The sequence below is a fragment of the Citrobacter sp. Cb028 genome (assembly GCF_030336705.1).
GTDB lineage: Bacteria > Pseudomonadota > Gammaproteobacteria > Enterobacterales > Enterobacteriaceae > Citrobacter > Citrobacter braakii.
Map to the genome: position 1 here is coordinate 1,294,968 of NZ_JAOWCZ010000034.1, position 24,049 is coordinate 1,319,016.

Annotated in this window: 21 protein-coding genes and 1 pseudogene; 4 read left to right on the forward strand and 18 right to left on the reverse strand. The window is 52.5% G+C overall.

From position 1 onward, the window contains the following. Positions 1–44: 44 nt before the first annotated feature. The 12 genes and pseudogenes from gstA to blr all read right to left on the reverse strand — a co-directional run bounded on the left by gstA (position 45) and on the right by blr (position 10,400). Entirely contained in the window at positions 45–650 is a 606-nt protein-coding gene (gene gstA, locus OGV75_RS15890) for a glutathione transferase GstA (RefSeq protein WP_016153002.1), read from the reverse strand. A 104-nt stretch (positions 651–754) separates the two neighbouring features. Then, positions 755–2,260 carry a dipeptide/tripeptide permease DtpA gene (gene dtpA, locus OGV75_RS15895; RefSeq protein WP_286480885.1) on the reverse strand — a complete coding sequence of 502 codons (1,506 nt, stop codon included), beginning with the start codon at positions 2,258–2,260 and terminating at the stop codon, positions 755–757. 613 nt (positions 2,261–2,873) lie between these two features. After that, positions 2,874–3,509, reverse strand: coding sequence for an endonuclease III (gene nth, locus OGV75_RS15900; RefSeq protein ID WP_016153004.1), 636 nt, complete (start codon positions 3,507–3,509; stop codon positions 2,874–2,876). Then, on the reverse strand, positions 3,509–4,201 hold the full coding sequence (locus OGV75_RS15905) for an electron transport complex subunit E (protein ID WP_169330151.1): 693 nt from the start codon (positions 4,199–4,201) through the stop codon (positions 3,509–3,511). The genes nth and OGV75_RS15905 overlap by 1 nt, the downstream gene beginning before the upstream one ends. Positions 4,202–4,204: 3 nt before the next feature. Then, a complete protein-coding gene (gene rsxG / locus OGV75_RS15910; RefSeq protein WP_286480886.1) occupies positions 4,205–4,825 on the reverse strand; it encodes an electron transport complex subunit RsxG in 621 nt (206 codons plus the stop codon). Positions 4,826–4,834: 9 nt separating this feature from the next. Then, positions 4,835–5,887 (reverse strand): electron transport complex subunit RsxD, encoded by a 1,053-nt coding sequence (rsxD, locus tag OGV75_RS15915; protein ID WP_137397051.1) that lies wholly within the window; start codon positions 5,885–5,887, stop codon positions 4,835–4,837. Then, positions 5,888–8,005 carry an electron transport complex subunit RsxC gene (gene rsxC / locus OGV75_RS15920; RefSeq protein ID WP_286480887.1) on the reverse strand — a complete coding sequence of 706 codons (2,118 nt, stop codon included), beginning with the start codon at positions 8,003–8,005 and terminating at the stop codon, positions 5,888–5,890. It abuts the gene before it with no gap. Continuing rightward, the gene (gene rsxB / locus OGV75_RS15925; RefSeq protein WP_006684670.1) at positions 7,998–8,576 is read right to left on the reverse strand and encodes an electron transport complex subunit RsxB; all 579 of its coding nucleotides are present in this window, start codon (positions 8,574–8,576) and stop codon (positions 7,998–8,000) included. The genes rsxC and rsxB overlap by 8 nt, the downstream gene beginning before the upstream one ends. Then, positions 8,576–9,157, reverse strand: coding sequence for an electron transport complex subunit RsxA (gene rsxA / locus OGV75_RS15930; RefSeq protein WP_003029144.1), 582 nt, complete (start codon positions 9,155–9,157; stop codon positions 8,576–8,578). The genes rsxB and rsxA overlap by 1 nt, the downstream gene beginning before the upstream one ends. A gap of 76 nt (positions 9,158–9,233) precedes the next feature. Beyond that, positions 9,234–9,674: pseudogene (locus OGV75_RS15935) on the reverse strand (DUF2569 domain-containing protein). 91 nt (positions 9,675–9,765) lie between these two features. Further along, entirely contained in the window at positions 9,766–9,981 is a 216-nt protein-coding gene (ydgT, locus tag OGV75_RS15940; protein WP_003832804.1) for a transcription modulator YdgT, read from the reverse strand. A gap of 293 nt (positions 9,982–10,274) precedes the next feature. Further along, positions 10,275–10,400, reverse strand: coding sequence for a division septum protein Blr (gene blr, locus OGV75_RS15945; protein WP_019076739.1), 126 nt, complete (start codon positions 10,398–10,400; stop codon positions 10,275–10,277). A 241-nt stretch (positions 10,401–10,641) separates the two neighbouring features. Between blr and OGV75_RS15950 the strand changes: the two genes are divergently transcribed. Then, on the forward strand, positions 10,642–11,682 hold the full coding sequence (locus OGV75_RS15950) for an oxidoreductase (RefSeq protein ID WP_016153010.1): 1,041 nt from the start codon (positions 10,642–10,644) through the stop codon (positions 11,680–11,682). Between the two features lie 52 nt (positions 11,683–11,734). Here the strand turns inward: OGV75_RS15950 and add are convergent, their stop codons facing one another. The 3 genes from add to malX form a co-directional block, all read right to left on the reverse strand. Continuing rightward, positions 11,735–12,736, reverse strand: a complete 1,002-nt coding sequence (gene add / locus OGV75_RS15955) for an adenosine deaminase (protein WP_016153011.1) — start codon at positions 12,734–12,736, stop codon at positions 11,735–11,737. Between the two features lie 100 nt (positions 12,737–12,836). Beyond that, positions 12,837–14,009: a MalY/PatB family protein gene (locus OGV75_RS15960; protein ID WP_016153012.1), complete on the reverse strand. Its 1,173-nt coding sequence runs from the start codon at positions 14,007–14,009 to the stop codon at positions 12,837–12,839. A gap of 10 nt (positions 14,010–14,019) precedes the next feature. Beyond that, on the reverse strand, positions 14,020–15,612 hold the full coding sequence (gene malX / locus OGV75_RS15965) for a maltose/glucose-specific PTS transporter subunit IIBC (protein ID WP_286480889.1): 1,593 nt from the start codon (positions 15,610–15,612) through the stop codon (positions 14,020–14,022). Positions 15,613–15,781: 169 nt separating this feature from the next. Here malX and OGV75_RS15970 point away from each other — a divergent pair, with 169 nt between their 5' ends. After that, positions 15,782–16,810 carry a Mal regulon transcriptional regulator MalI gene (locus tag OGV75_RS15970; RefSeq protein ID WP_016153014.1) on the forward strand — a complete coding sequence of 343 codons (1,029 nt, stop codon included), beginning with the start codon at positions 15,782–15,784 and terminating at the stop codon, positions 16,808–16,810. Between the two features lie 45 nt (positions 16,811–16,855). On the opposite strand, the gene OGV75_RS15975 is transcribed toward OGV75_RS15970, so the two are convergent. Further along, the gene (locus OGV75_RS15975) at positions 16,856–18,364 is read right to left on the reverse strand and encodes a YdgA family protein (RefSeq protein ID WP_200013712.1); all 1,509 of its coding nucleotides are present in this window, start codon (positions 18,362–18,364) and stop codon (positions 16,856–16,858) included. Positions 18,365–18,470: 106 nt separating this feature from the next. Beyond that, the gene (gene manA, locus OGV75_RS15980) at positions 18,471–19,646 is read right to left on the reverse strand and encodes a mannose-6-phosphate isomerase (RefSeq protein WP_286480890.1); all 1,176 of its coding nucleotides are present in this window, start codon (positions 19,644–19,646) and stop codon (positions 18,471–18,473) included. Between the two features lie 262 nt (positions 19,647–19,908). Here manA and fumB point away from each other — a divergent pair, with 262 nt between their 5' ends. After that, positions 19,909–21,555 carry a class I fumarate hydratase gene (gene fumB / locus OGV75_RS15985; RefSeq protein ID WP_016153017.1) on the forward strand — a complete coding sequence of 549 codons (1,647 nt, stop codon included), beginning with the start codon at positions 19,909–19,911 and terminating at the stop codon, positions 21,553–21,555. A gap of 141 nt (positions 21,556–21,696) precedes the next feature. After that, positions 21,697–23,100, forward strand: a complete 1,404-nt coding sequence (gene fumC / locus OGV75_RS15990) for a class II fumarate hydratase (protein WP_286480892.1) — start codon at positions 21,697–21,699, stop codon at positions 23,098–23,100. On the opposite strand, the gene tus is transcribed toward fumC, so the two are convergent. Further along, a complete protein-coding gene (gene tus / locus OGV75_RS15995) occupies positions 23,097–24,026 on the reverse strand; it encodes a DNA replication terminus site-binding protein (RefSeq protein ID WP_286480893.1) in 930 nt (309 codons plus the stop codon). The two genes, fumC and tus, sit on opposite strands and share 4 nt — an antisense overlap. Positions 24,027–24,049 lie beyond the last annotated feature (23 nt).

A 24,049-nucleotide genomic window follows, 5' to 3' on the forward strand; every position in this document is an offset into this window, starting at 1 on the left:
TGGCTGAAGGCCGGGTAAGCGCAAGCGCTACCCGGCAACAACAATTAATTTAACCCTTCTGCTTTCAACGCCGCGGCAACCGCCGGACGTTCAGCCATACGCGCCATATACGCATCGATATTGCTTAATCCTGCCATATTCAGCTTAACCGCATAGGCCCAACGCAGCACGGTGAACAAATAGGCGTCCGCAATGCTGAAGCGCGAACCGCAGATCCATTGGTTATCTTGCAGCGCGTCGTTCACATACTGCATTTTTTTCTCCAGCAGCGCGCGAACGGTTGGCTTGAAGTCTTCCGGCGTATCGGGACGGAACAGTGGGGTAAAGCCTTTATGCAGTTCTGTCGCAATGTAGTTAAGCCATTCAATGGTTTTGTAACGGGAGAGGCTGCTGGTCGGGGCAAGGAGTTGACGGTCTGGAACGGTGTCCGCCAGGTATTGCATGATGGCGACGCCTTCGGTCAGTAGCGTACCGTCATCCAGCAGCAGCGCGGGAACTTGCCCTTTTGGGTTTACCGCGAAAAAATCATCGCCGTTTTCCAGACGCTTCTTCATCAGATCAACACCATCCAGCGTGAAATCTTTACCGCTCTCACGAAGTGTGATGTGGGAAGCAAGAGAACAAGCGCCCGGTTTGTAGAACAGTTTCATCGGTAACTCCTTTTGGCTGAGGTATATCGTATGGTAGTGCTAGCTCAGGCAAAAAAAAAGCCGCTAACACCAGTTAGCGGCCTGAAAAAGAGTTTCCCTGAGAATTACGCTGTCGCGGCCTTAGAGGCTTTCTCATTGACGTCATCGTCCTGAGTCATACGATTCAGTTTCGGTGCCGTCAGTAGCATCAGAACAGCGATAACAGCCGTAGCAACACCAATCTGCAGGAACACACGACCGTAGACTTCAAGGGACATCAGCGGGTCAGTGACGTTCTCTGGTACAGCCATCATGTTGGCTACGTAACCACCGATGATGTTTGCACCGGCAGTGGTCAGGAACCAGCTACCCATGATGAAGCCCATCAGGCGTTGCGGAACCAACTGAGCCACCATTGCCAGACCCAGACCGGAGATCATCAGTTCACCGATACTTTGCAGACCGTAGCAGATGATCAGCCAGTTAACGGAAACGATGCCCGCATCGGTAGCGAATTTAGCACCCAGAGGCAGGATCAGGAACGCACCGGAACACAGCACCATACCAATCGCAAACTTGGTTGGCATCGGCAGGGTATCGCCCATCTTGTTATAGATAGCGGCGAGGATTGGGCTACCAATGATGATCCAGAACGGGTTCAGTGCCTGGTACTGCTCAGGTTCGAAAACAATGCCAAGAATAGAGTGCTCAACGTTACGAATCGCGAAGAAGTTCAGTGAGGTCGGCATCTGGCTGTACAGCACGAAGAAGATAATCGCTTCCAGCATCAGAATGAAGGCGACGATCATTTTACGACGCGCAGCACCGTGCATGGTGAATGCTTCTTTACCGAAGATAAACACGATACCCAGAGCAATGACGCCCAGAACCATACGAGCGATCTGCTGGTTGTGCAGCAACCAGGTTGCAATAGCGATCAGTACCACGACGCCAACAATAGTCAGCAACAGGTTACGGAAGTTGATCGGCTCAAAGTCAGGTTTAGAACCGTACTGTTTAACCCAGCGCTGACAGAATGCGAAGTTAACAACGGTAATCAGCATACCCACGACGCTCAGAGCGAACGCGGTGCTCCAGCCGTAATGCGCAGCCAACCACGGTGTTGCCAGCATAGAGAAGAATGAACCGATGTTGACGGACATGTAGTACATGGTAAATGCACCATCAAGACGCGGGTCATCTTTGGCATAGCAGGTAGAGAGCAGGGATGATGGGTTTGCTTTAAACAGGCCGTTACCGACCGCGATGGCCGCCATGCCCATATAAACGATACCTGCATCGTGACCAGACCATGCTACCAACGCATAACCGATGGCCAGGACAACGGCACCCAGCATAATGACACGTTTTGTACCCAGAACTTTATCACCTAACCAGCCGCCAATGGCAACCAGACCGTACACCAGGGCGCTAAAGGACGAGAAAAGGGTGATGGAATCCGCTTCTGACATACCCAGTTGTTTAACCAGGTAGACGGCCATAATTCCTTGCAGGCCGTAATAACCAAAACGCTCCCACAGCTCAATAGAGAAAATGAGATAGAACGCTTTTGGTTGTTTGAAGGCGTTTAAACTTACGCTTTCTGTTGGTTTATTGTTTGCAGTAGACACTTTTACCTCTTTTTTTACATCCCATATCAACGGGGGTGTTCAGGCACGTGATGAGTCAAGTTCATCCGTCCGATTGTTATAGTGGGAGGGGAAACGGCAAGTAATGTTCACTATCTTGACCATTCAGACAAGTGGTTTGTAATAATCTGTTACATATATCATGACTGGTGAAATCATCGGGACTGTGAAATGTTATCTAGCGTTAAATTTCTTCATTTGAAAAATGGCAGATTTTTACACTGTTTAATCAGGGTAAAAACCGCAATGTGGCGATATGTTCTGCTATTAGCGCTTGAATCCAGTGATATAGGCCATTATCTGAAAAATAGCCAGTGTAATGTTTTGTTTAGAAACTGTTCAGTTAGGTCATCTGATTGTCACTTTAACTAAAAAATAAATATTTTTTAACATTGTGTTATCTGGATGATCTGGATCACGTATAGATAGAAATTTCTTTTACTAAAAAAACGATTAACCTGCTCAGGTGTTAATTAACAAGAATATTGCATTAGATATGCGCGGTTGAACGGCATCATTGTCGGGAAAATAAACTCAGGGGAGTGCATAACTAATCGTTATGTTTGCGAGGGGCAAGCAGTATGCCCCGGCAGCATCAGATATCGACTTTCTCTTTGAATTCGCAAAGATCTTCGATAATGCAGGAACCGCATCGCGGCTTTCTGGCTATGCAGGTATAGCGGCCATGAAGAATTAACCAGTGATGGCAATCGACTTTAAATTCACTGGGTACGACTTTCAGCAGCTTCTCTTCAACCTGCTCTACGTTTTTACCCGGGGCGAACTGGGTACGATTACAAACGCGAAAAATATGGGTGTCTACGGCAATAGTGGGCCAGCCAAAGGCGGTATTTAACACCACATTAGCCGTCTTTCGCCCAACCCCGGGCAGGGCTTCTAATGCGGCCCGGTCTTCAGGCACTTCACCATTATGTTGCTCCAGCAGAATGCGGCAGGTTTTAATCACGTTCTCCGCTTTGCTGTTAAACAAACCGATTGTCTTGATGTAGGACTTAACCCCTTCAACGCCAAGCTCCAGCATCGCGGCTGGCGTATTGGCGATGGGGTAGAGCTTAGCCGTCGCTTTATTGACGCTGACATCGGTGGCCTGCGCGGAGAGCAAGACTGAAATCAGCAGTTCGAACGGCGATGTAAAATTTAGCTCGGTTGTCGGATGCGGATTGTTCTCACGCAGGCGCGTCAGTATTTCCAGCCGTTTTGCTTTGTTCATTACACATTCCCTGTTTCACCGACCGGACTGTCCGTGACAGCGGCCTCGGCACGACGTTTCTTCATTTTCTCATCAATCAGATACTTAACAGCCAGCATCAGACCCAGGCCAATAAACGCGCCTGGTGGCAGCATGGCCAGCAGAAACGGCGTATCGGTATGAAAGATCTCAACGCGCAATACTTTGGCCCAGCTACCCAACAAACCGTCTGCGCCATCAAAGAGTGTACCGTTACCAATTATTTCACGTAGCGAGCCCAGAACAAACATGGCGCCAGTTGCGCCCATGCCGATGGAAAAACCATCGAGTGCGGATAGCGCAGGGCCTTTTTTGGCTGCGAAGGCTTCAGCGCGGCCAACAACAATACAGTTGGTCACAATCAGCGGGATAAAGATGCCCAGAGACTGATACAGGCCAAAAGCGTAGGCATTGATCAACATTTGCACCGCGCTCACCACGGAGGCGATGATCATGACATAAATCGGAATACGTATTTCAGGCGGTGTCCAGCGACGAAGGGCAGAAATCGTCAGGTTCGTCAGCGTCAGGACGAGCGTAGTCGCGAGTCCCAGGCCCAGCGCGTTAGTGGCGGTCGAGGTGACGGCCAACAGCGGACACATCCCGAGTAACTGCACAAGCGCGGAGTTATTTTTCCATAATCCTTGGACAATAACGTCTTTAATTTCGCTCATGGTTTATTCTCCACAGGCGCTAAGTTGAGGAAGTTGCGTGGGCAGCGTCTGCGCATACAAACCGGCGCGTTTTACTGCATTAACTACCGCACGCGGCGTAATGGTTGCGCCAGTAAACTGGTCAAAGTCGCCGCCGTCTTTTTTCACCGCCCAGTGAGCGTCGTTACCCGCAGCGATCGTTTTGCCGCTAAAGTGGGTGATCCAGTCGGACAGTCGCAGTTCGATTTTATCACCCAGCCCTGGCGTTTCATGATGTTCGGTCACCCGCGTACCCAACACGGTTCCCGAAAAATCGATACCAACCAGCAGTTGAATCGCCCCGGAATAACCATCTGGCGCCGTAGCTTCAAGAATTGCTGCAACAGGACGATCGTCCTGGCGGGCAATATACACTCGGTGAGTGCCTTTGCCCAACGCCTGCGCATCGACCAGATAACAACTTTCGGACAAGTTATTATTGTAGCGATCGCCTGGCAGAACCTGATCGAACAGCGTTTTTTGCTGCAGCGCGGCCTGTTCATCAATGGTGGACTTGGTTAATTGATTGATTGCCGCGGTTAACCCCGTCGAGCCCGCTGCAAACAGCGCCAGAGTAATACCGTGTTTACGAATCGTTTTCAGCATAGGGAGTCCTTAGCGATGTCCGTACACGCGAGGGCGGGTGTAATAATCAATCAGGGGAACCGTGATATTTGCCAGCAATACGGCAAAAGCCACGCCATCAGGATAACCGCCAAAACTGCGAATCAACCACACTAACAGGCCCGCAAGTGCGCCAAAAATCAGGCGGCCACGGTTGGTTGTTGATGCTGTAACGGGATCGGTAAGAATAAAGAAGGCACCCAGCATGGTCGCGCCGGAAAGTAGGTGCAACTGAGGCGAGGCCAGCGAATCTGGCGAGAAAATCCAGCCTAAAGTGGCACAAACTGCGAGCGACAGCAGGAAGCTAACCGGGATATGCCAGCGAATCGCTTTCTGCCATAGCAACACGACGCCGCCCACCAGCCAGGCAAGGTTAACCCACTGCCAGCCAGCGCCTGCAAGCATGCCGCTGTAGATTGGGTATTGCATCACCTGCTCAACAGTACGTCCCGCATGCAGCGACGTCTTAAAGGTATCGAGAGGTGTTGCCTGACTGATACCATCAATACCCATACGCAGCGTGTTCATATCCCCGCCGCTGGCGGTATGTCCGCTAAAGATAACGTTCAGGGCGTCAAAAAAACCAGGCACAGTCGCCGCAATTTCATGCGGCGGCAGCCAGCTTGTCATCTGTACCGGGAATGAGATAAGCAGCACCACGTAACCAATCATGGCGGGGTTAAACGGGTTCTGACCGAGGCCGCCATACAGCTGTTTAGCAATGATAACGGCGAATACCGTGCCTAAAACTACCATCCACCAGGGGGCGAGCGGGGGAATACTCACGGCCAGCAGTAACCCGGTGAGCAACGCGGAGTTGTCTTGTAAAATCGCGACAATGGGTTGTTTGCGCAGTTTAAGCACGCCCGCTTCGGCGGCGATAGCGCTGATGGCGGCCAGAACTATCTGGAACAACGTACCCCAGCCAAAGAACCACAGCTGAGCGGCGATCCCCGGCAATGCAGCCAGTAACACCAGCATCATGATACGCGATGTCTGGCGCTGGTTATGGGTATAAGGAGAGCTTGCTATTCTGAATACCATTTATTCCTCGTTTACAACCTGCTGCTGGGCGGCTTTCTTTGCCTGAGCGCGTGCAATAGCGGCCGCGACGGCGGCTTTACGCGGATCCACCGGTTCGGCTGTTTCCGTAACCGTCTGCTGCTCGAGCTTGCGAGCTTTGGCGCGGGCGATAGCCGCTTCCACGGCGGTTTTACGCGGATCCACCGGTTCGGCCGTTTCCGTTACGGCTTCCTGCTCAAACTTGCGGGCTTTGGCGCGGGCGATAGCCGCTTCCACGGCGGCTTTACGCGGATCCACCGGTTCGGCTGTTTCCGTTACGGCTTCCTGTTCAAGCTTGCGGGCTTTGGCGCGGGCGATAGCCGCTTCCACGGCGGCTTTACGCGGATCCACCGGTTCGGCTGTTTCCGTTACGGTTTCCTGTTCAAGCTTGCGGGCTTTGGCACGAGCGATTGCCGCTTCCACTGCAGCTTTACGCGGGTCGACCTCTGTGCTGCTGCCTCCAGCTTGGGGAGGGTTTTCCATCCGGGTTGCGCGAGCTTGCGCCTTACGCGCCTCGCGTGCGGCAATCACGGCACTATTGTCAGGTTTTTCGCCAGCCTGAATGACTACCGGCTGCATTGCCTGAGCCTGCTTTTCTTTTACGCGAGCCAGCGCGGCGGCAATGGCATCATGATCTTTAGCCGCAGGCTGAACGGCAGCGCTTTTGTGACGTTCAAGACGAGCTGCTTTTTCACGTTCTAGTCTCGCCTGTCGGGCTTCAAATCGCGCTTTCGCTTCAGCGGCACGTTTTTCTTCCTGACTAATGGCATAAATCTCGGCTTTTTCCTGACGGAAATACTGCACCAGTGGAATATTGCTTGGGCATACCCAGGCGCAGGCACCGCATTCAATGCAGTCCGCGATATTGTGCGCTGTTGCTTTGTCGTGCTGCTGCCCTTTACTGAACCAATAAAGCTGTTGCGGCAGGAGATCGGCCGGACAGGCATCGGCGCATGCGCTACAGCGAATGCAGCCTTTCTCTTCCGGCGTTTCTCCCATTTCACTGGCAGAGGGCGCCAGAAGACAGTTGGTTATCTTCACCACCGGTACATCCAGCCACGGCAGCGTAAAGCCCATCAGCGGCCCGCCCATAATCACCATCTGGTCGGCGGAAGGGCAGAAGCCCGCGTCGTTGAGCAGATGACGAACCGGCGTGCCTAAACGCGCCCAGACGTTGCCCGGACGGCTGACGGCTTCGCCGGTCAGCGTCACGACACGCTCGGTAATCGGTTCTCCGTCAATCACCGCACGTTTAATCGCGTAGGCGGTTCCAACGTTTTGCATCAGCACGCCGATATCTGAAGAGCGTCCCCCGTGGGGAACCTGCTTGCCGGTCAGGATTTGCGTTAACTGTTTGGCCCCGCCTGACGGGTACTTGGTGGGGATCACGCGTAAGCTGATATCGTGTGAATCAGCCAGCACCGCGCGCAGCATGGAAATTGCCTGTGGCTTGTTATCTTCAATGCCCAGTAGAATTTCGCGTGGCTGAAGAATATGCGCCAGGATGCGGATACCTTCGACGACCTGCGCCGCGCAGTCCTGCATCAGGCGGTCATCAGCCGTAATGTACGGCTCGCATTCAGCAGCGTTAATGATCAGCGTTTCAATTTTATCTCCGCCGCCCTGCAGCTTAACGCCGGTGGGAAAACCCGCGCCACCCAGTCCGGCGACGCCGAACTGGTGAATACGTGTGATCAGCTCTTCCCGGCTGCGGGAACGGTAATCGGCCCAGCCGTCTCGCTCAATCCAGCGATCTTCGCCATCGGCGTCAATAATAACGCTCAGCTCAGCTAATGCCGATGGATGTGCAGTAGAATGCGGCGCAATAGCAACAACGGTGCCTGACGTTGGCGCATGTACCGGAAGCATTTTACCACGCCCAAGGGTTAACGCCTGACCACGCAGCACGGTGTCGCCAACGTTTACGCACAGCTCACCCTCCGCGCCAATATGTTGTTTCAGCGGAATAACAAAGCGTGGCGCCAGCGGAACCTGTCGCAGCGGCGTACCGTTCGACTGGGTCTTCATTTCTGGTGGATGAATGCCGCCATCAAAGTCCCAGATTTTGTTTTTTCTGAATGCAGAGAATAACTTAAACATGTTGTTCCACGGGAATGATGCGCACAGGGATGGTGTTTAAATCCCATTTCCAGCTATCAGGTGTCTCGGCCACCGGGCGTAATTCGATACATTGCGTCGGGCACGGATCAACGCACAGGTTGCACCCGGTGCAGAGATCGCTCATCACCGTGTGCATGGCGCGGGTCGCGCCCACGATCGCATCAACCGGGCAGGCCTGAATGCACTTTGTACAACCGATACAGTTATTTTCATCAATGACCGCCAGCATACGCACGGGGGTAACATCGTGTTCATCACCATCAATCGGCTGCGGGTCGACGTTCAGCAGGGCGGCAATTTTTAACATCACCGCTTCGCCTCCGGGTGCGCAACGGTTGATTTTTTCGCCCTGAGAGCCGATCGCTTCAGCGTAAGGATGACAGCCCGGATAGCCGCATTGTCCACACTGGCTTTGCGGGAGAATTTCATCAATTTTCTCCACGACAGGATCATCTTCGACGGCAAAACGTCGTGAGGCGTAACCCAAAATAGCGCCGAACGCCAGACCCAGTAGACTCACTGCGGCAACGGCAATCCAGATAGCATTCATTACAACTTCACCAAACCACTAAAGCCCATAAAGGCCAATGACATTAAACCAGCGGTAATCAGCGCAATCGCATTACCGCGAAACGGAGCAGGCACGTCCGCCACGGCGAGGCGTTCGCGGATGGCGGCGAACAGTACCATCACCAGCGAGAAACCGACGGCGGCGGAAAAACCGTATAGCGCCGACTGTAAAAAGTTATGACCGAGATTGATATTCAGTAACGCCACGCCTAATACCGCGCAGTTAGTGGTGATCAGCGGTAGGAAGATCCCCAACAGGCGGTAAAGTGCAGGGCTGGTTTTGCGTACAACCATCTCGGTAAATTGCACGACGACGGCGATGACCAGAATAAAAGCCAACGTGCGCAGATAGATGAGATTGAGTGGAATGAGGATCCAGGTGTCAATCAGCCATGCGCAGATGGATGCCAGTGTCATGACAAACGTCGTGGCAAGGCCCATACCCATTGCGGTTTCCAGTTTTTTGGAAACGCCCATAAACGGGCAGAGCCCCAGAAACTTGACCAGTACAAAGTTATTGACCAGTACAGTTCCGACAAACAGCAGCAGGTAATCAGTCATTTTTCGGCCTGAAATAAAAAAGCCGCCTATTATCTGACAATCTACAACAGGCGACAACAGGTTAACTGTAGGGTTATTACGGATTCACAAACGTCGATTTAACGCGTTGCGAGCGTTTGAAATAGGGCACCAGCAGTGCTGCAGCCAGCAATGGGAACAGCAGTTGGCGCACGGCAAAGGCGTCCGGAACCGGTGAAAACGCAAACGCTTTAATCGCCAGTAACACGGAGATCAGCAGCCATAGAATATAATGCTTAGGCACACAGGCTCTGCGTTTGAAAAACGCAATCGTCAGCCACAGCGTGTAATACCACATGGCAATCGCGGTAATAAAAGAGACGCCCCATAACAGCAAATTTGCCGTACTTTACGCACCCAGCGTTTGGAAGGTTTGCGGTGTAGCCAGCGCAGTGACATAAAGTAATAACGCCAGCGAAGCGCTCAACAATGCGACTAACAGCCAGGCCAGTGGCCCAAGTAGCCAGCCCCCGATACGTTGTGCCGGTGTGGTAGTCATCTCTTCTCCAGGTTTACGCGCGCAATCAAACATGCCATTCATTTTGGGGCAATTATTATAAAGCTTTTAACGTTGAGCGCTACTTTCTTCTTTATTGCACGTAATGCCAGACTGATTTGGGTACCTGACCAACATCAAACAGACGACCTCCTGAGATAAGCTCGGCACGGCGATGGTCTGCAGCGCGATACATATTGATAATGTCGCTATCGTCGGTGAGCGTGTAGTTAAGATGGTCGAACAGTTTTTCCAGACTTTCGAGTGAACTGATTTTGCGGAATTTTAATAAGTAATCCTGAACAGTCATAAATGGAAATCCATATTAATAAAATAATACCAACGGAGTAGTAAATATAAATAATAAACAACATGCACAGGTAAAAGCGGATTGACGCGCAAATGTGAGAAGAGTGTTCATACCTGTGGAAAAGCAGGCGCTATGCGCACCTGCGGTAAGGGTAACGCGCTTCGCTACAGCAGGCAATATGCACCGGAGTGGGATGCGGCATTATTCTCTTTTTTTGACAAAATTCGATCTTTTGCAGCCAAACCCTGCCGTTACTCGATGTTAATTGCCGGGTTATAAGGGACTGCAGATGCTTATTTCTTCTGAACAGCAGCAACGGGCTCCGGTGGCTGGTAATTGTCAATATGATTGGCAACACCCAGCAGGATCACAGAGACGGTGAGAACAATCCAACCTGCTAATTCAATAAGACGATTCATTACTGATGACATTTGCTTTGATTTATCCATAAACACAGGCTGCAAATGTTACTAATCTCTCAATAATACAGCAAGATAATTGGGAACGATTTCTCCCTCTTTTTCGCTGCAAGTTAAGCATAAGTGGCATATGTTTGACTTAAGTTAATAAACAACCTTTGTAGCGCAATGGTTATTAAACTATTGAGACGTTGCAGGGTATGGTGTGAAATAGGTCAGTCCTGAATTGAGAGGCTATAACATGAGTGACAACATCCGCGTTGGGCTAATTGGCTATGGTTACGCCAGTAAAACCTTCCATGCCCCCCTGATTGTGGGCACACCGGGCCTCGAACTGGCTGCGGTTTCCAGTAGTGATGAAGCAAAAGTGAAGGCAGACTGGCCAACGGTGGCGGTTGTTGCTGAGCCTAAACACCTTTTTAACGATCCGAATATCGACCTGATTGTGATCCCCACGCCTAATGACACTCACTTCCCGTTAGCGAAGGCTGCACTGGAAGCGGGCAAACATGTGGTTGTTGATAAGCCTTTTACCGTGACACTGTCACAAGCACGCGAACTGGATGCGTTGGCGCGTAGCCTTGGCCGCGTGCTGTCCGTTTTCCATAACCGCCGCTGGGACAGTGATTTTCTGACGTTGAAAGCCCTGCTGGCGGATGGCGTTTTGGGGGAGGTGGCGTATTTCGAATCCCATTTCGATCGATTCCGCCCGCAGGTTCGTGATCGCTGGCGTGAACAGGGGGGGCCGGGAAGCGGCATCTGGTATGATTTAGCACCGCATCTTCTGGATCAGGCGATTAACCTGTTTGGTTTGCCCGTCAGCATGACGGTAGACCTGGCTCAGCTCCGCCCAGGTGCGCAAGCGACGGATTACTTCCATGCCATCCTGACTTATCCGCAGCGTCGTGTGATTCTGCACGGCACCATGCTCGCTGCCGCTGAGTCGGCCCGTTATATCGTGCACGGTTCGCGTGGCAGCTATGTGAAGTATGGTCTTGACCCGCAGGAAGAGCGTCTGAAAAATGGCGAGCGACTGCCTCAGGAAGACTGGGGTTACGACATGCGCGATGGCGTGTTGACGCGAATAGAAGGCGAAGAGCAGGTTGAAGAGACCTGGCTGACTGTACCGGGTAATTACCCGGCGTACTATGCTGGCATTCGTGATGCGCTAAATGGTCACGGTGAAAACCCGGTACCGGCGAGACAAGCTATTCAAATCATGGAGCTGATTGAGCTGGGTCTTGAATCGGCGAAACATCGCTCGACGCTGTGCCTTGCCTGATTAGGCAAATGCCGGATGGCGATGCTCAGCATCTCATCCGGCACTTTAACCGTCACGCTGCGGCGACTTTCTCGCGCAGGGCACGTTTTTCTTCGTTACTCAGAAATGCCATTTCCAGGCCGTTGATTTGCGCCTGACGGATCTGTTCGCGCGTGAGTCCTGCTGCTGGCGCGGCAATGGTGTACTCGTGAATAATATCCACACCCTGTACCGCCGGATCGTCCGTATTCAAGCTGGCTAAAACGCCATGCTCAAGGAATGTTTTCAGCGGGTGGGTTGCCAGAGAGGCGACGGTGCTGGTCTGAATGTTCGATGTCAGGCAGGATTCGATGCCGATACGGTGTTCGGCGAGGTAATCCATCAATGCACGATCTTCAACGGCTTTTACGCCGTGACCAATACGTTCTGCGCCCAGCTCTTTAATGGCCTGCCAGATACTTTCTGGTCCCGCGGCTTCGCCCGCATGCACGGTAATACGCCAGCCGGCGTCGCGCGCCTGATTGAAATGCGACAGGAACAGACTGCCCGGGAAACCCAGTTCGTCACCCGCCAGATCCAGTGCCGTAATATGGTCTCGGTGGGCTAACAGCGCATCCAGTTCCTGCAGGCAGGCGGCTTCGCCGAAGGTACGGCTCATAATGCCAATTAAGCGAGCTTCGACGCCAAAGGTCTTGCAGCCCTCGCGTACGCCGGCAATGACGGCTTCAACCACGCCCGCAACCGGGAGCTGATGCGCCATCGCCATATAGCCGGGTGAAAAACGTAATTCTACATAGTGCAGACCGTTACGTGCTGCATCCTCAATATTCTCAAATGCCACGCGGCGACACGCATCCAGCGAGGCCAGTACCTTCACGCCCCAGTCAAGCTTGGATAAAAAGCTCACTAAATCCGGCTCAGTTGATGTGACTTGCACATGAGGGATCAGCGTCTCCAGCGTTTGTGCCGGAAGCGTTAAATTGAACTGACGACCCAGATCCAGGATCGTTTGGGCACGGATGTTACCATCAAGGTGGCGATGGACGTCGGTCAGGGGGAGGGAAGTATCAATCATGGTCGCACTCGTGTATTTAGGTAAAGTGCGTCGTATTATATGAAAAAATCGGGATAAAAAGCTATGTTGCGCAATGAATAATTTCATTGCGCAAACTTAATTAACGTACAGAACGGATGGCGTTAATCAGCCCCTGAACGCCTTTTTCAAGCTTGGATCTTGGGCATCCGGCATTGAGGCGTACAAAACCGCGACCTTCTTCTCCGTAGGTATATCCCGGCATGATAGCGACTTTCTGCTGGTGGATGAGAACATCCTGCAAGGCATGGTCATCAATATTGAGCGGACGCAGGTCAATCCATGCCAGATAGGTGGATTGCGGAATCTGCCAGTTGAGTTCGGGGAATGCGGCATTAAGCTCACACGCAACGTAATGCAGATTGCTGGCAAGATAATCGCGCAGCGCATCAAGCCAGCTTGCACCCTGTTGATAAGCGGCAATATGTGCGCTAAGCGCCAGCACCGCAGGCGAGGAAAGACCATCGCGGCCTTTTAACGCGCTGAGGTAATCGTTGCGGCTTTGAGCATCTTCAATGAGTCCGTAAGCCCCGGTTAGTGCCGGAATATTAAAACTCTTTGAGCCGGAAGTGAGCAGTGCCCAACTGCCACGCGCGACGTTACTCCACGGGATGTGCGGTCGGTCTGACCATACCATATCCATATGAATCTCATCAGAGATGACTTTTACACCATGGCGCTGACACAGTTCCGCCATGGTTTCCAGCTCGTCGCGCGTCCACACTTTACCCGTTGGGTTTTGTGGGCTGCAAAGCAGAAGAATTTTGCTTTCAGGTCGAGACAGGGCTTTCTCCAGCGCAACCATGTCACAAAACCAGCCGTCGGCGCGTTTTTCCAGTCCGACTGCGCGTACCTGGCGCTGATTACCTTCAATCGCTTTGTAAAACGCATCGTACGCCGGAGTATGGATAACCACCGCATCGCCCACGGATGACCACTGGCGGATCAACTCCGACACCATATAGATGACCGAGGGGCCATATACCAGTGACTGAGGATCTATTTGAGTGTTATGCCGCGAAAGAAACCAGTGGCTTATCGCCGCCAGAAACTCATCGTTTTTCCAGCGGCTGTAACCCAGCACGCCATGTGACAGGCGCTGAGTCAGCGCCTCCAGAATGCAAGGTGCGGTGGCAAAATCCATATCGGAGATGGTGAATGGCAGCAGGTCGGCTGAACCAAAACGGTCGGCAACGTAATCCCACTGAGTACACCAGGTACCGTGCCTGTCCACAACCTTTGAAAAATCAAACATATTTTTGTCCTTAAGCCTGTACGGTGTTCATCAGAACCGCGATCTCGTCTTTCACTGACTGGACCTGCGGACCGATAACGACCTGAAGGTTATGCTGATTGAGTTGTACTACGCCAATGGCACGATTGTCCTTCAGAGCCTGTACGTTAACAAGCGACATATCTTTCACTGACAAGCGCAGACGGGTGATGCAGTTATCGAGGCTGACAATGTTTTCCGCGCCGCCCAGCGCCGCCAGAATAGCAGGGACGTTGTAACCTGATTTACCAGGCGCTCCGGCCATTACTTTTTCGATATTGCTGGCAATTTCGACTTCACGGCCCGGCGTCTTCAAATTGAAACGCGTGATGGCGAAGCGGAAGATCACGTAGTACACCGCAAACCAGATAGCCGCGACAACAGGGACCAGGTACCACTTGGTGGACAATCCGTGCAGGATGCCGAACACCACGAAGTCAATCAGGTTACCGTCAGTGTTACCGATAGTGACGCCAAGCACTGCCATCACGGTGAAGCCAAGACCGGTTAGCAGGGCGTGGATTACATACAGAACCGGAGCGACGAACAGGAATAAGAACTCGAGTGGTTCGGTTGTACCGCCTATGACACAGGCAATCAGACCAGAAATTAATAACCCTTTAATTTTATGACGATTTTCAGGACGTGCGCAGTGGTACATGGCTAATGCTGCACCCGGTAAACCGCCGAGGAACGTCGGCATTTTACCCTGGGACAGGAAACGTGTTGCGCTTTCAGAGAAACCTTGCGTTGTCGGGCAGCTCAGTTGGGCCTGGAAAATAGTCAGTGCGCCGCTCACGCTATGGCCGCAGACTTCCTGTGTGCCGCCAGCTTCGGTGAAGCGAATGAGTGCCACCAGAATATGGTGCAGGCCAAAAGGCAGCAACAGACGTTCACCGGTACCAAACAGCATAGGACCAAATTCCCCCGCGCTATTGATGATGTGACCGAGTCCGGTAATGCCCATGGCGAAAACTGGCCAAATCAAGGGAATGACCAACCCGACCAATCCCATCACCACCGAGGAGATGATAGGCACAAAGCGCGTACCACCGAAAAACGCCAGCGCATCCGGCAGACGAATGTTGTGGAAGCGTTCATGCAGCATCCAGACAATGATCCCGGCAATAACGGCACCGAGGATCCCGGTGTCGATCGACTGGATCCCCAGAATGTTTTGCACGTTGTTGGCTTTCAGGATCGCCGCATCTGTGGTGGGTAAGATACCTTTGGCGGTTAACCAGAAATTGACGGCGAGGTTCATGACCGCATAACCGACAAAACCGGCAAACGCCGCAACGCCTTTGTTCTCGCGCGCCAGGCCCAGAGGAATGGCAATACAGAACATGACTGGCAGGAAGCTAAACGCAAATGAGCCAACTTTACTCATCCAGGTAAAGATGGCCTGAAGCACCGGATTCCCCAACGCCGGGATCAGCGTCAAGACATCATGGCTACTCAACGAGCTGCCGATCCCCAACATGATCCCGCAAAATGAGAGCAGCGCTACAGGCAGCATAAAGGTTTTGCCCAACTGCTGGAAAAATTCCCATAACGTTATTTTTGGTGTGGTTCTCGCCGTCATCAAACGACTCCTTGTAAAGGCTAGCTGACTAATGATGGCGAGAAGATAAAACGTTTTACCTAATTTTAGTGCGGTATAAATCACATTATCGAACGATAATAGGGGGTATAAATATAAGTGATTGATAAAACGTTTTATCCGTCACGTTATCAGGGAGTTTTCTGTTTTTATGGCTATAGCCAAAAAAATAACCATCCATGATGTTGCGCTGGCTGCGGGGGTTTCGGTCAGCACCGTCTCATTGGTGCTCAGTGGAAAAGGGCGAATTTCATCAGCGACTGGGGAACGGGTGAATGCTGCTATTGAGCAACTGGGGTTTGTGCGTAACCGCCAGGCATCAGCGCTGCGCGGCGGGCAGAGCGGAGTAGTTGGTTTGATTGTACGCGATCTTTCAACGCCGTTTTACGCCGAGCTGACGGCGGGTCTGACGGAAGCGTTAGAAGCGCAGGGGCGCATGGTCTTCTTACTGCACGGCGGTAAAGATGGGGAGCAGCTGGCGCAGCGTTTCGCGATGTTACTCAACCAAGGGGTAGATGGCGTGGTCATTGCCGGGGCCGCTGGCAGCAGTGATGCACTGCAACAGTTGGCCGCTGATAAAGGGATCCCGGTGGTATTTGCATCACGCGCCAGCTACATGGATGACGCAGACACCGTCAGGCCCGATAACATGCAGGCTGCACAGTTACTGGTTGAACATCTTATCCGCCACGGACACCAGCGTATTGCCTGGCTGGGCGGGCAGAGTTCTTCATTGACTCGCGCAGAGCGCGTCGGCGGTTATTGTGCAACCTTACTAAAATATGGTTTACCGTTTCATAGCGACTGGGTGCTGGAGTGTTCATCCAGCCAGAAGCAGGCCGCAGAAGAGGTAACGGCGCTGTTACGCCGCAATCCCACGATCAGCGCGGTGGTGTGCTACAACGAAATAATCGCCATAGGCGCCTGGTTTGGCTTGATGAGAGCAGGACGTCAGAGTGGCGAAATTGGTGTCGATCGCTATTTCGAACAGCAAATATCGTTGGCCGGATTCGCTGATGTGGCGGAAAACGCGTTGGACGATATCCCGATTACCTGGGCCTGTTCGCCCGCGCGTGAAATGGGATACACCCTTGCTGAACGTATGCTACAACGCATTGCCCACGATGAAGGTCATTCACGCAATCTGACGCTTTCCGCTCGTCTGGTGGCGGCGAAATAAAAAAGCCCGATAAACACTGTTATCGGGCCTGTCACTGACGAGTGATTATTGTTGCGGGATGGCAGGGGCATCCGGCTGTGTAAGAGAAGGCATACCGAACATACCAACAAACTCATCCAGCGGCATTTTTTGTCCGTTCAGCGTCACCTGGCCGTTTGCGTATTGCAGGCTGGTACCGATAACGTTGTCCTGCAAAGTCGTAATGCGGAACATCTGCCCCATCGCCGCCAGGCCATTAACCTGTTGCTTCGCCAGACCAGCCGCTTCTTCCTGCTGATATCCTTCCAGTTTGGCAATTTGCGTCATGAACTCAGTCGCCATATCGACAGGGATGGTCAGTTTCGCATCCAGCGATTTGACGGAACGATCCACTTCCTGGGCCAGCGTTTGCGGCTCCACCGTGTTTGCGGTCGGATCTTTTAGCAGCAGTGACAGATTAAATGTGGTTTCACCTTTTGCATTCTTCCAGCTCAGTGGAGCAATGGTGACAACCGGTTCGCCTTTCATCAAAATCGGTAGCGCACTAAAGAAGGCTTCGGTGACTTTCTGCTGATAAAGCTCAGGATTTTGGACCACATCAATCTGCGCCATCAGCGCTTTGGTTTGGGCGCTGTACTGCTGGCTGAACTTGTGCAGTGCTTCACCGTCAATCTGGCCAACTTTCAACGTCAGCTTACCGCTCCCCATATCCTGGCCCTGCAATTTAAGGCTGTTCAGGGTGTAATCCAACTGGCTGTTGACGGTTTTGCCATCGTTAATCAGATCGGATTTGCCATCGATACCCATGCCTTCCAGCACCGCCAGCTCTTTGCCCTCGACTGAAATCGACAGTTTTTCGAGGGACAATTTCTGATCGCCGATGCGCTCACCAAAGCTTGCGATACTGCTGGAACCTTCAGTTTTCAGGTTATTGAAAGTAACTTGTACTTTCTGATCATACTCATTGACGGCATTGACCAGGCCACTTTGCGCCTCGCCAGTCAGCGACACCGCATTACCATCCTTATCTGCCGTAAACTGGAACTCCCCGCCACTAAAGGCCACTTTTTCGTCGCCTTTCTCGTAGTTCAGCGGTTTGAGGGAGAGATCGGAACGGGTATCCCCACTGTAGCCAATACGGGAATTAATGATGAATGGCGTCTCACCTTTGGCAATATCAAACAGCGGTTTCGTCACGTCGTTATTGACCAGCGTCGTTTTCACGGAGGCCATTGCCGGAACAAGATTCAGTGATTTCAGCTGAGCCAGCGGGAAAGGACCGTGATCAACGGTTTCATTCAGGACGATGCTTTGTCCCGGTTTCAGCCAGGAATCTGCCTGCCCGGCAACAGGTTTCACCACCAACTGCAGTTGGCTATTGAACACGCCGCGCTGGTAGTTTTGATAACTCAGTTCAATGCCCGCCTCTGGGGAGTAGCGTTTTAACTGATCGTTTGCCTGCGTCACCATCTCGGCGAGATGCGTTTCGAGTTTCTTTCCTGTGTACCAGGCGCCGCCCGTCCAGACGATACCCAGTGCAACCACCACACCCGCAGCTACCAGCGATTTTTTCATTTTGATATCCATAAAATAAAACCAGGCGTTTGAAGACGCCTGGAGGAGTGACATGTCTTTAACTCACTACAGCTTAGCAAGAGTTGTTAAAAATATCAGTATCTTGCTACAGCTTGTTATAAACCCGAGCTAAACGGCCCGTGCCGCTGATGTTTACCGGCGATTCATTCGCGCTAATAAAGGCCGACTCACCCGGCTGCAGCACCAGACGCTGCTCGCCCTTGCTCAGCACGGCTTCACCTTCGATGCAGAACAAAATGGCCGCACTTTGCTGGCTGATATCTGCGCCATTGGCGGTCAGTTCATGTAAGGAGAACGCGAAATCGTCGACCGGAATGGGGAAGTCCAGTTCGCTGTCAGTCTTAACTGGCGTGGTCAGCAGTTGATTGGCTGGCTTGGCGATAAACTTAACGTTGGCGACCAGCTCCGGGATATCAATGTATTTTGGCGTCAGTCCGGCGCGCAGCACGTTGTCCGAGTTAGCCATTACCTCCAGCGCCACACCTTGCAGGTAGGCGTGTGGGGTTTCGGCAAATAAGAACATCGCTTCTCCAGGATTGAGTTTCACCACATTGAGCAGCAGCGGGGAGAAGAGCCCGCTGTCATTCGGATAGAAATCGGCGATCAGGCGAATGGTTTGCCACGGTTCACCCTGCTGGCTGTTCAGCGCCGATTTCAGGATCGCCAGCGCATGGGATTTCTCCTCATCCTGCATATTCAGCAAGCTGGCGAAAAGATAGCTCAGACGTTCCGCGCTCGGTTCCTGCAGGAAATGCGCAATAGCCGGATGCGCGGCGGAAACCGGTTGTAACAATGCGACAATGTCAGAGAACTCGCGGAATGCGTTCATCGCCAGGAACGGTGTCAAAGCAAAAACCAGTTCCGGTTTGTGGTTAGGATCTTTGTAATTGCGCTCGGCGGCATCCATCGGGATCCCCGCCGCGTTTTCTTTGGCAAATCCGATTTCAGAGTTGTGCTTGTTAGGATGAACCTGAATCGAAAGAGGTTGCGCGGCGCACAGCACTTTAAACAGGAAAGGCAGTTCACCAAAGCGTTTCGCAACGGCATCGCCTAACAGTGCGGATTTATCGTGTTCGATGACATCACGCAGAGCGACCGTCTGGCCGTTAGCGTCCAGAACCTGCGAACTGCTTTTCGGATGCGCGCCCATCCACAGCTCAGCCATCGGTTGCTGAGTGGGGTTGGCAATCCCATAAAGTTCCGTTAACGCAGTTTTACTTCCCCAGGCGTAGTTCTGCACTGAGTTGATGAGTTTTTGCATTCTCAAGCCCTGTTTCAATGTGGAATTTTCTACGGCTATTAAACCAAGAAACCCTGAGCGAAGTAACCTGCACATGTAAAAAGTCGTACTTGTCTCAGTTTTTGTTAAAAAATTGTGTAGGATATGGTGACTCGCTTTTAATACCCTGAGTAATTCCGGTTGCAGAAAGCCTTTCCTTCTACAACCCGACCTGCGGCAGGGAAGCAGGGCAATGGAACATCTGCCCAGAGAATAACCAGACCGAGCAGTAAGTGAGAGCACAATGTCAAACAAACCCTTTCATTATCAGCATCCTTTCCCCCTCAAAAAGGATGATACCGAATACTATCTGCTGACCAGCGACCATGTCTCCGTTGCCGAATTTGAAGGGCAGGAGATCGTTAAAGTCGCGCCGCAAGCCTTAACGCTGCTGGCTCGTCAGGCCTTCCATGATGCATCGTTTATGCTGCGTCCAGCGCATCAGCAGCAGGTGGCCGACATTCTGCGTGACCCGGAGGCCAGCGAAAACGACAAATATGTGGCCCTGCAATTCCTGCGGAATTCTGATATTGCGGCAAAAGGTATTTTGCCGACCTGTCAGGACACCGGCACCGCGATTATCGTGGGTAAAAAAGGTCAGCGCGTCTGGACCGGCGGCGGGGATGAAGCTGCGCTGGCGCGCGGTGTGTATAACACCTACATCGAAGACAACCTGCGCTATTCACAAAACGCCGCGCTGGATATGTATAAAGAGGTGAACACCGGTACCAACCTGCCGGCACAGATAGATTTGTATACCGTTGATGGCGATGAATACAAATTCCTGTGTATTGCCAAAGGCGGTGGTTCGGCGAACAAAACCTATCTGTACCAGGAGACCAAAGCGCTGCTCACGCCGGGCAAATTAAAAAATTACCTGGTTGAGAAGATGCGAACGCTGGGAACAGCGGCTTGCCCGCCGTATCACATTGCGTTTGTGATCGGTGGAACCTCAGCGGAAGCCACGCTGAAAACGGTGAAACTGGCGTCGGCTAAATATTACGATGAGCTGCCGACCGAAGGTAACGAACATGGTCAGGCATTCCGCGATGTGGAGCTGGAAAAAGAGCTGCTGATTGAGGCACAGAATTTGGGGCTGGGCGCGCAGTTCGGCGGGAAGTATTTCGCTCATGATATCCGCGTGATCCGCCTGCCGCGTCACGGTGCGTCGTGTCCGGTTGGTATGGGCGTTTCTTGCTCAGCCGATCGAAATATCAAAGCTAAGATCAACCGTGAAGGTATCTGGATCGAAAAACTGGAGCATAATCCTGGCAAATATATACCAGAAGAGTTGCGCCAGGCGGGAGAAGGCGAAGCGGTACGCGTTGACCTCAATCGTCCGATGAAAGAGATCCTGGCTCAGCTGTCGCAATACCCGGTTTCTACACGTCTGTCGCTTAACGGTACCATCATTGTTGGCCGTGATATTGCGCATGCGAAACTGAAAGAACGGCTGGATAACGGCGAAAGTTTGCCGCAGTATGTTAAAGATCATCCGATCTATTACGCTGGCCCGGCAAAAACGCCGGAAGGCTATGCCTCTGGTTCGCTTGGACCAACCACGGCAGGGCGTATGGATTCGTATGTTGACCAGCTTCAGTCCGCAGGTGGCAGCATGATCATGCTGGCGAAAGGCAACCGCAGCCAGCAGGTGACCGATGCCTGTCATAAGCATGGCGGCTTCTACTTAGGCAGTATCGGCGGCCCGGCAGCGGTGCTGGCCCAGGGCAGTATCAAGAGTCTGGAGTGTGTGGAATACCCTGAACTGGGGATGGAAGCCATCTGGAAAATTGAAGTGGAAGATTTCCCGGCGTTTATCCTGGTGGATGACAAAGGCAACGATTTCTTCAAGCAGATTCAGACGTCGCAGTGCGCACGCTGCGTTAAGTAACGTCAGCCGCCCTTCGGGGCGGTTTTTTTTACCGCACGAACCACCAAACGACAGATTAATCCTCGTTAATACTCATAAGACCAATGCAAATGGGCAATGTCGAAACATAACCTAATCAATTGTTAATGTAAGGAGCAGGTAATGGTAACGGTACGCCGCGAGAATGATTCAATGGGGGCGATTGATGTTCCAGCCGATAAGCTTTGGGGCGCGCAAACTCAACGTTCGCTGGAGCATTTTCGTATCTCTACGGAGAAAATGCCGGTCTCGCTGATCCATGCGCTGGCGCTGACGAAACGCGCTGCAGCAAAGGTTAACCAGGATCTCGGGCTACTGGCGGAGGATAAAGCCAGGGCTATTATGCAGGCCGCAGATGAGGTGTTGGCGGATAAACACCGCGATGAGTTTCCGCTGGCCATCTGGCAAACCGGGTCAGGTACGCAAAGCAATATGAACATGAACGAGGTGCTGGCAAACCGGGCCAGCGAGTTGCTGGGCGGCGTGCGGGGGATGGAACGGAAAGTTCACCCCAACGATGATGTTAATAAAAGCCAAAGCTCGAATGATGTGTTCCCGACCGCAATGCACGTTGCCGCGCTGCTGTCACTGCGTAACTCACTGATCCCGCAGTTAAATGTGTTAACCAAAACGCTCAGTGATAAATCACACGCTTTCGCGGATATCGTCAAAATTGGTCGTACACATCTGCAAGATGCAACCCCGCTTACGCTCGGCCAGGAGATTTCCGGCTGGGTGGCAATGCTTGAACATAACCTCAGACACATTGAAAACAGCTTACCCCACGTGGCGGAACTGGCGCTGGGAGGAACCGCGGTAGGGACCGGACTGAACACGCATCCGGAATATGCCCGTCGGGTCGCGGATGAATTGCGGGACATTACCTGTGCGCCGTTCGTTACCGCACCGAATAAATTTGAAGCGCTAGCTACCTGCGATGCACTGGTTCACGCCCACGGCGCGCTAAAAGGGTTGGCGGCATCGCTGATGAAAATCGCCAACGATGTGCGCTGGCTGGCATCCGGTCCACGTTGCGGGATTGGCGAAATTTCGATTCCTGAAAATGAACCGGGCAGCTCCATTATGCCGGGTAAGGTCAATCCTACCCAGTGTGAAGCGCTGACCATGCTTTGCTGTCAGGTAATGGGCAACGATGTCGCCATCAACATGGGCGGAGCGTCAGGTAATTTTGAGCTCAACGTTTACCGACCAATGGTCATCCACAATTTCCTGCAGTCGGTGCGTCTGCTGGCTGACGGTATGGAAAGCTTTAACGAGCACTGCGCGACAGGAATCGAGCCTAATCGTGAACGAATCGATCAACTGCTCAACGAGTCGCTAATGCTGGTGACCGCGCTCAATACCCATATCGGTTATGATAAAGCCGCTGAAATTGCCAAAAAGGCGCACAAAGAGGGGCTGACGTTAAAAGCCTCCGCCCTGGCGCTGGGGTATCTAACCGAAGCGGAGTTTGACAGCTGGGTACGCCCGGAACTGATGGTTGGCAGTATGCGGTCAGGCAGTTAATCCGCAACGTACAGGTGCAGCCGGGGAATAATCAATCTCAACGGCTGCGCCTGAGGTTTAAAACGATGCTGAACATTGTCGGCATCATAATTCAGTAACTCGCCGATATCTGGTACGGTCATGCCGTTTTCATTGTTGAGCAACGCGATCAAGGGCGTCGGGCAGGCATATTGCACCTGCTTTTGTTCTCCTTTGTACCAGACGCGGGCGATGGGCTGCACCTTTACCGGCCGTTTAATCTTCAGGCGCGCCTGCTGGCCCAGGGCGGCGACATCCTGATATTCCCGTTCAAGCTTCGCCTGCCACTCTTCCCGCGTCCAGGGATGTACGCTGCGCGGCGACGTCAGGCTTTTTTCCAGTTGTTGCAGTACTTCATCGCGTTTCAGATTTTTAATAATGTGTTTGTTGGCCCAGCCAAATCGCAGGGTGGCAGGCTCTCTGACAAGGGTGAGCGTACGATAGGCATTCAGCGTAATCAGTCCCGGCAGGTGGCGATGCACCCATTCAAAACGCGCTGCCGGTGCCAGCCCTGATTCCACCGTGACAATGCGCTCGAAGGTGGTTTTTAGCTGGTTAATACGCTGTATTTGCTCTTCCAGAGCGTGCTGAACTGCGTTATCTACCTGATAACACAGTACGCCTGGCAGGCGGACGGCCGCTTTGCTGCTACGATTCTCGGACTGTTGCTGGATAAACAGATGACGATAGTGGCGTAGCGCCAGCGTTTCAGCCTCTTTACCTAAATGTTGCTTAACATCAATGTTCTGCAGTGGGGCATGCTCTGCCTCTTTGGCCACTTCCGGTAACGAGAAGACGCGCGCAATCAGCAGCGTCTGCTGCAAAAGATTGTCGTTCAGAAGCGCCAGCTCTTGCTCCATCTGGCGGAAGGTGCCGTTCAGGCGGTCGACGAGATCGTAACGGGCCATAGATTTACCATTTTAGTTACAAC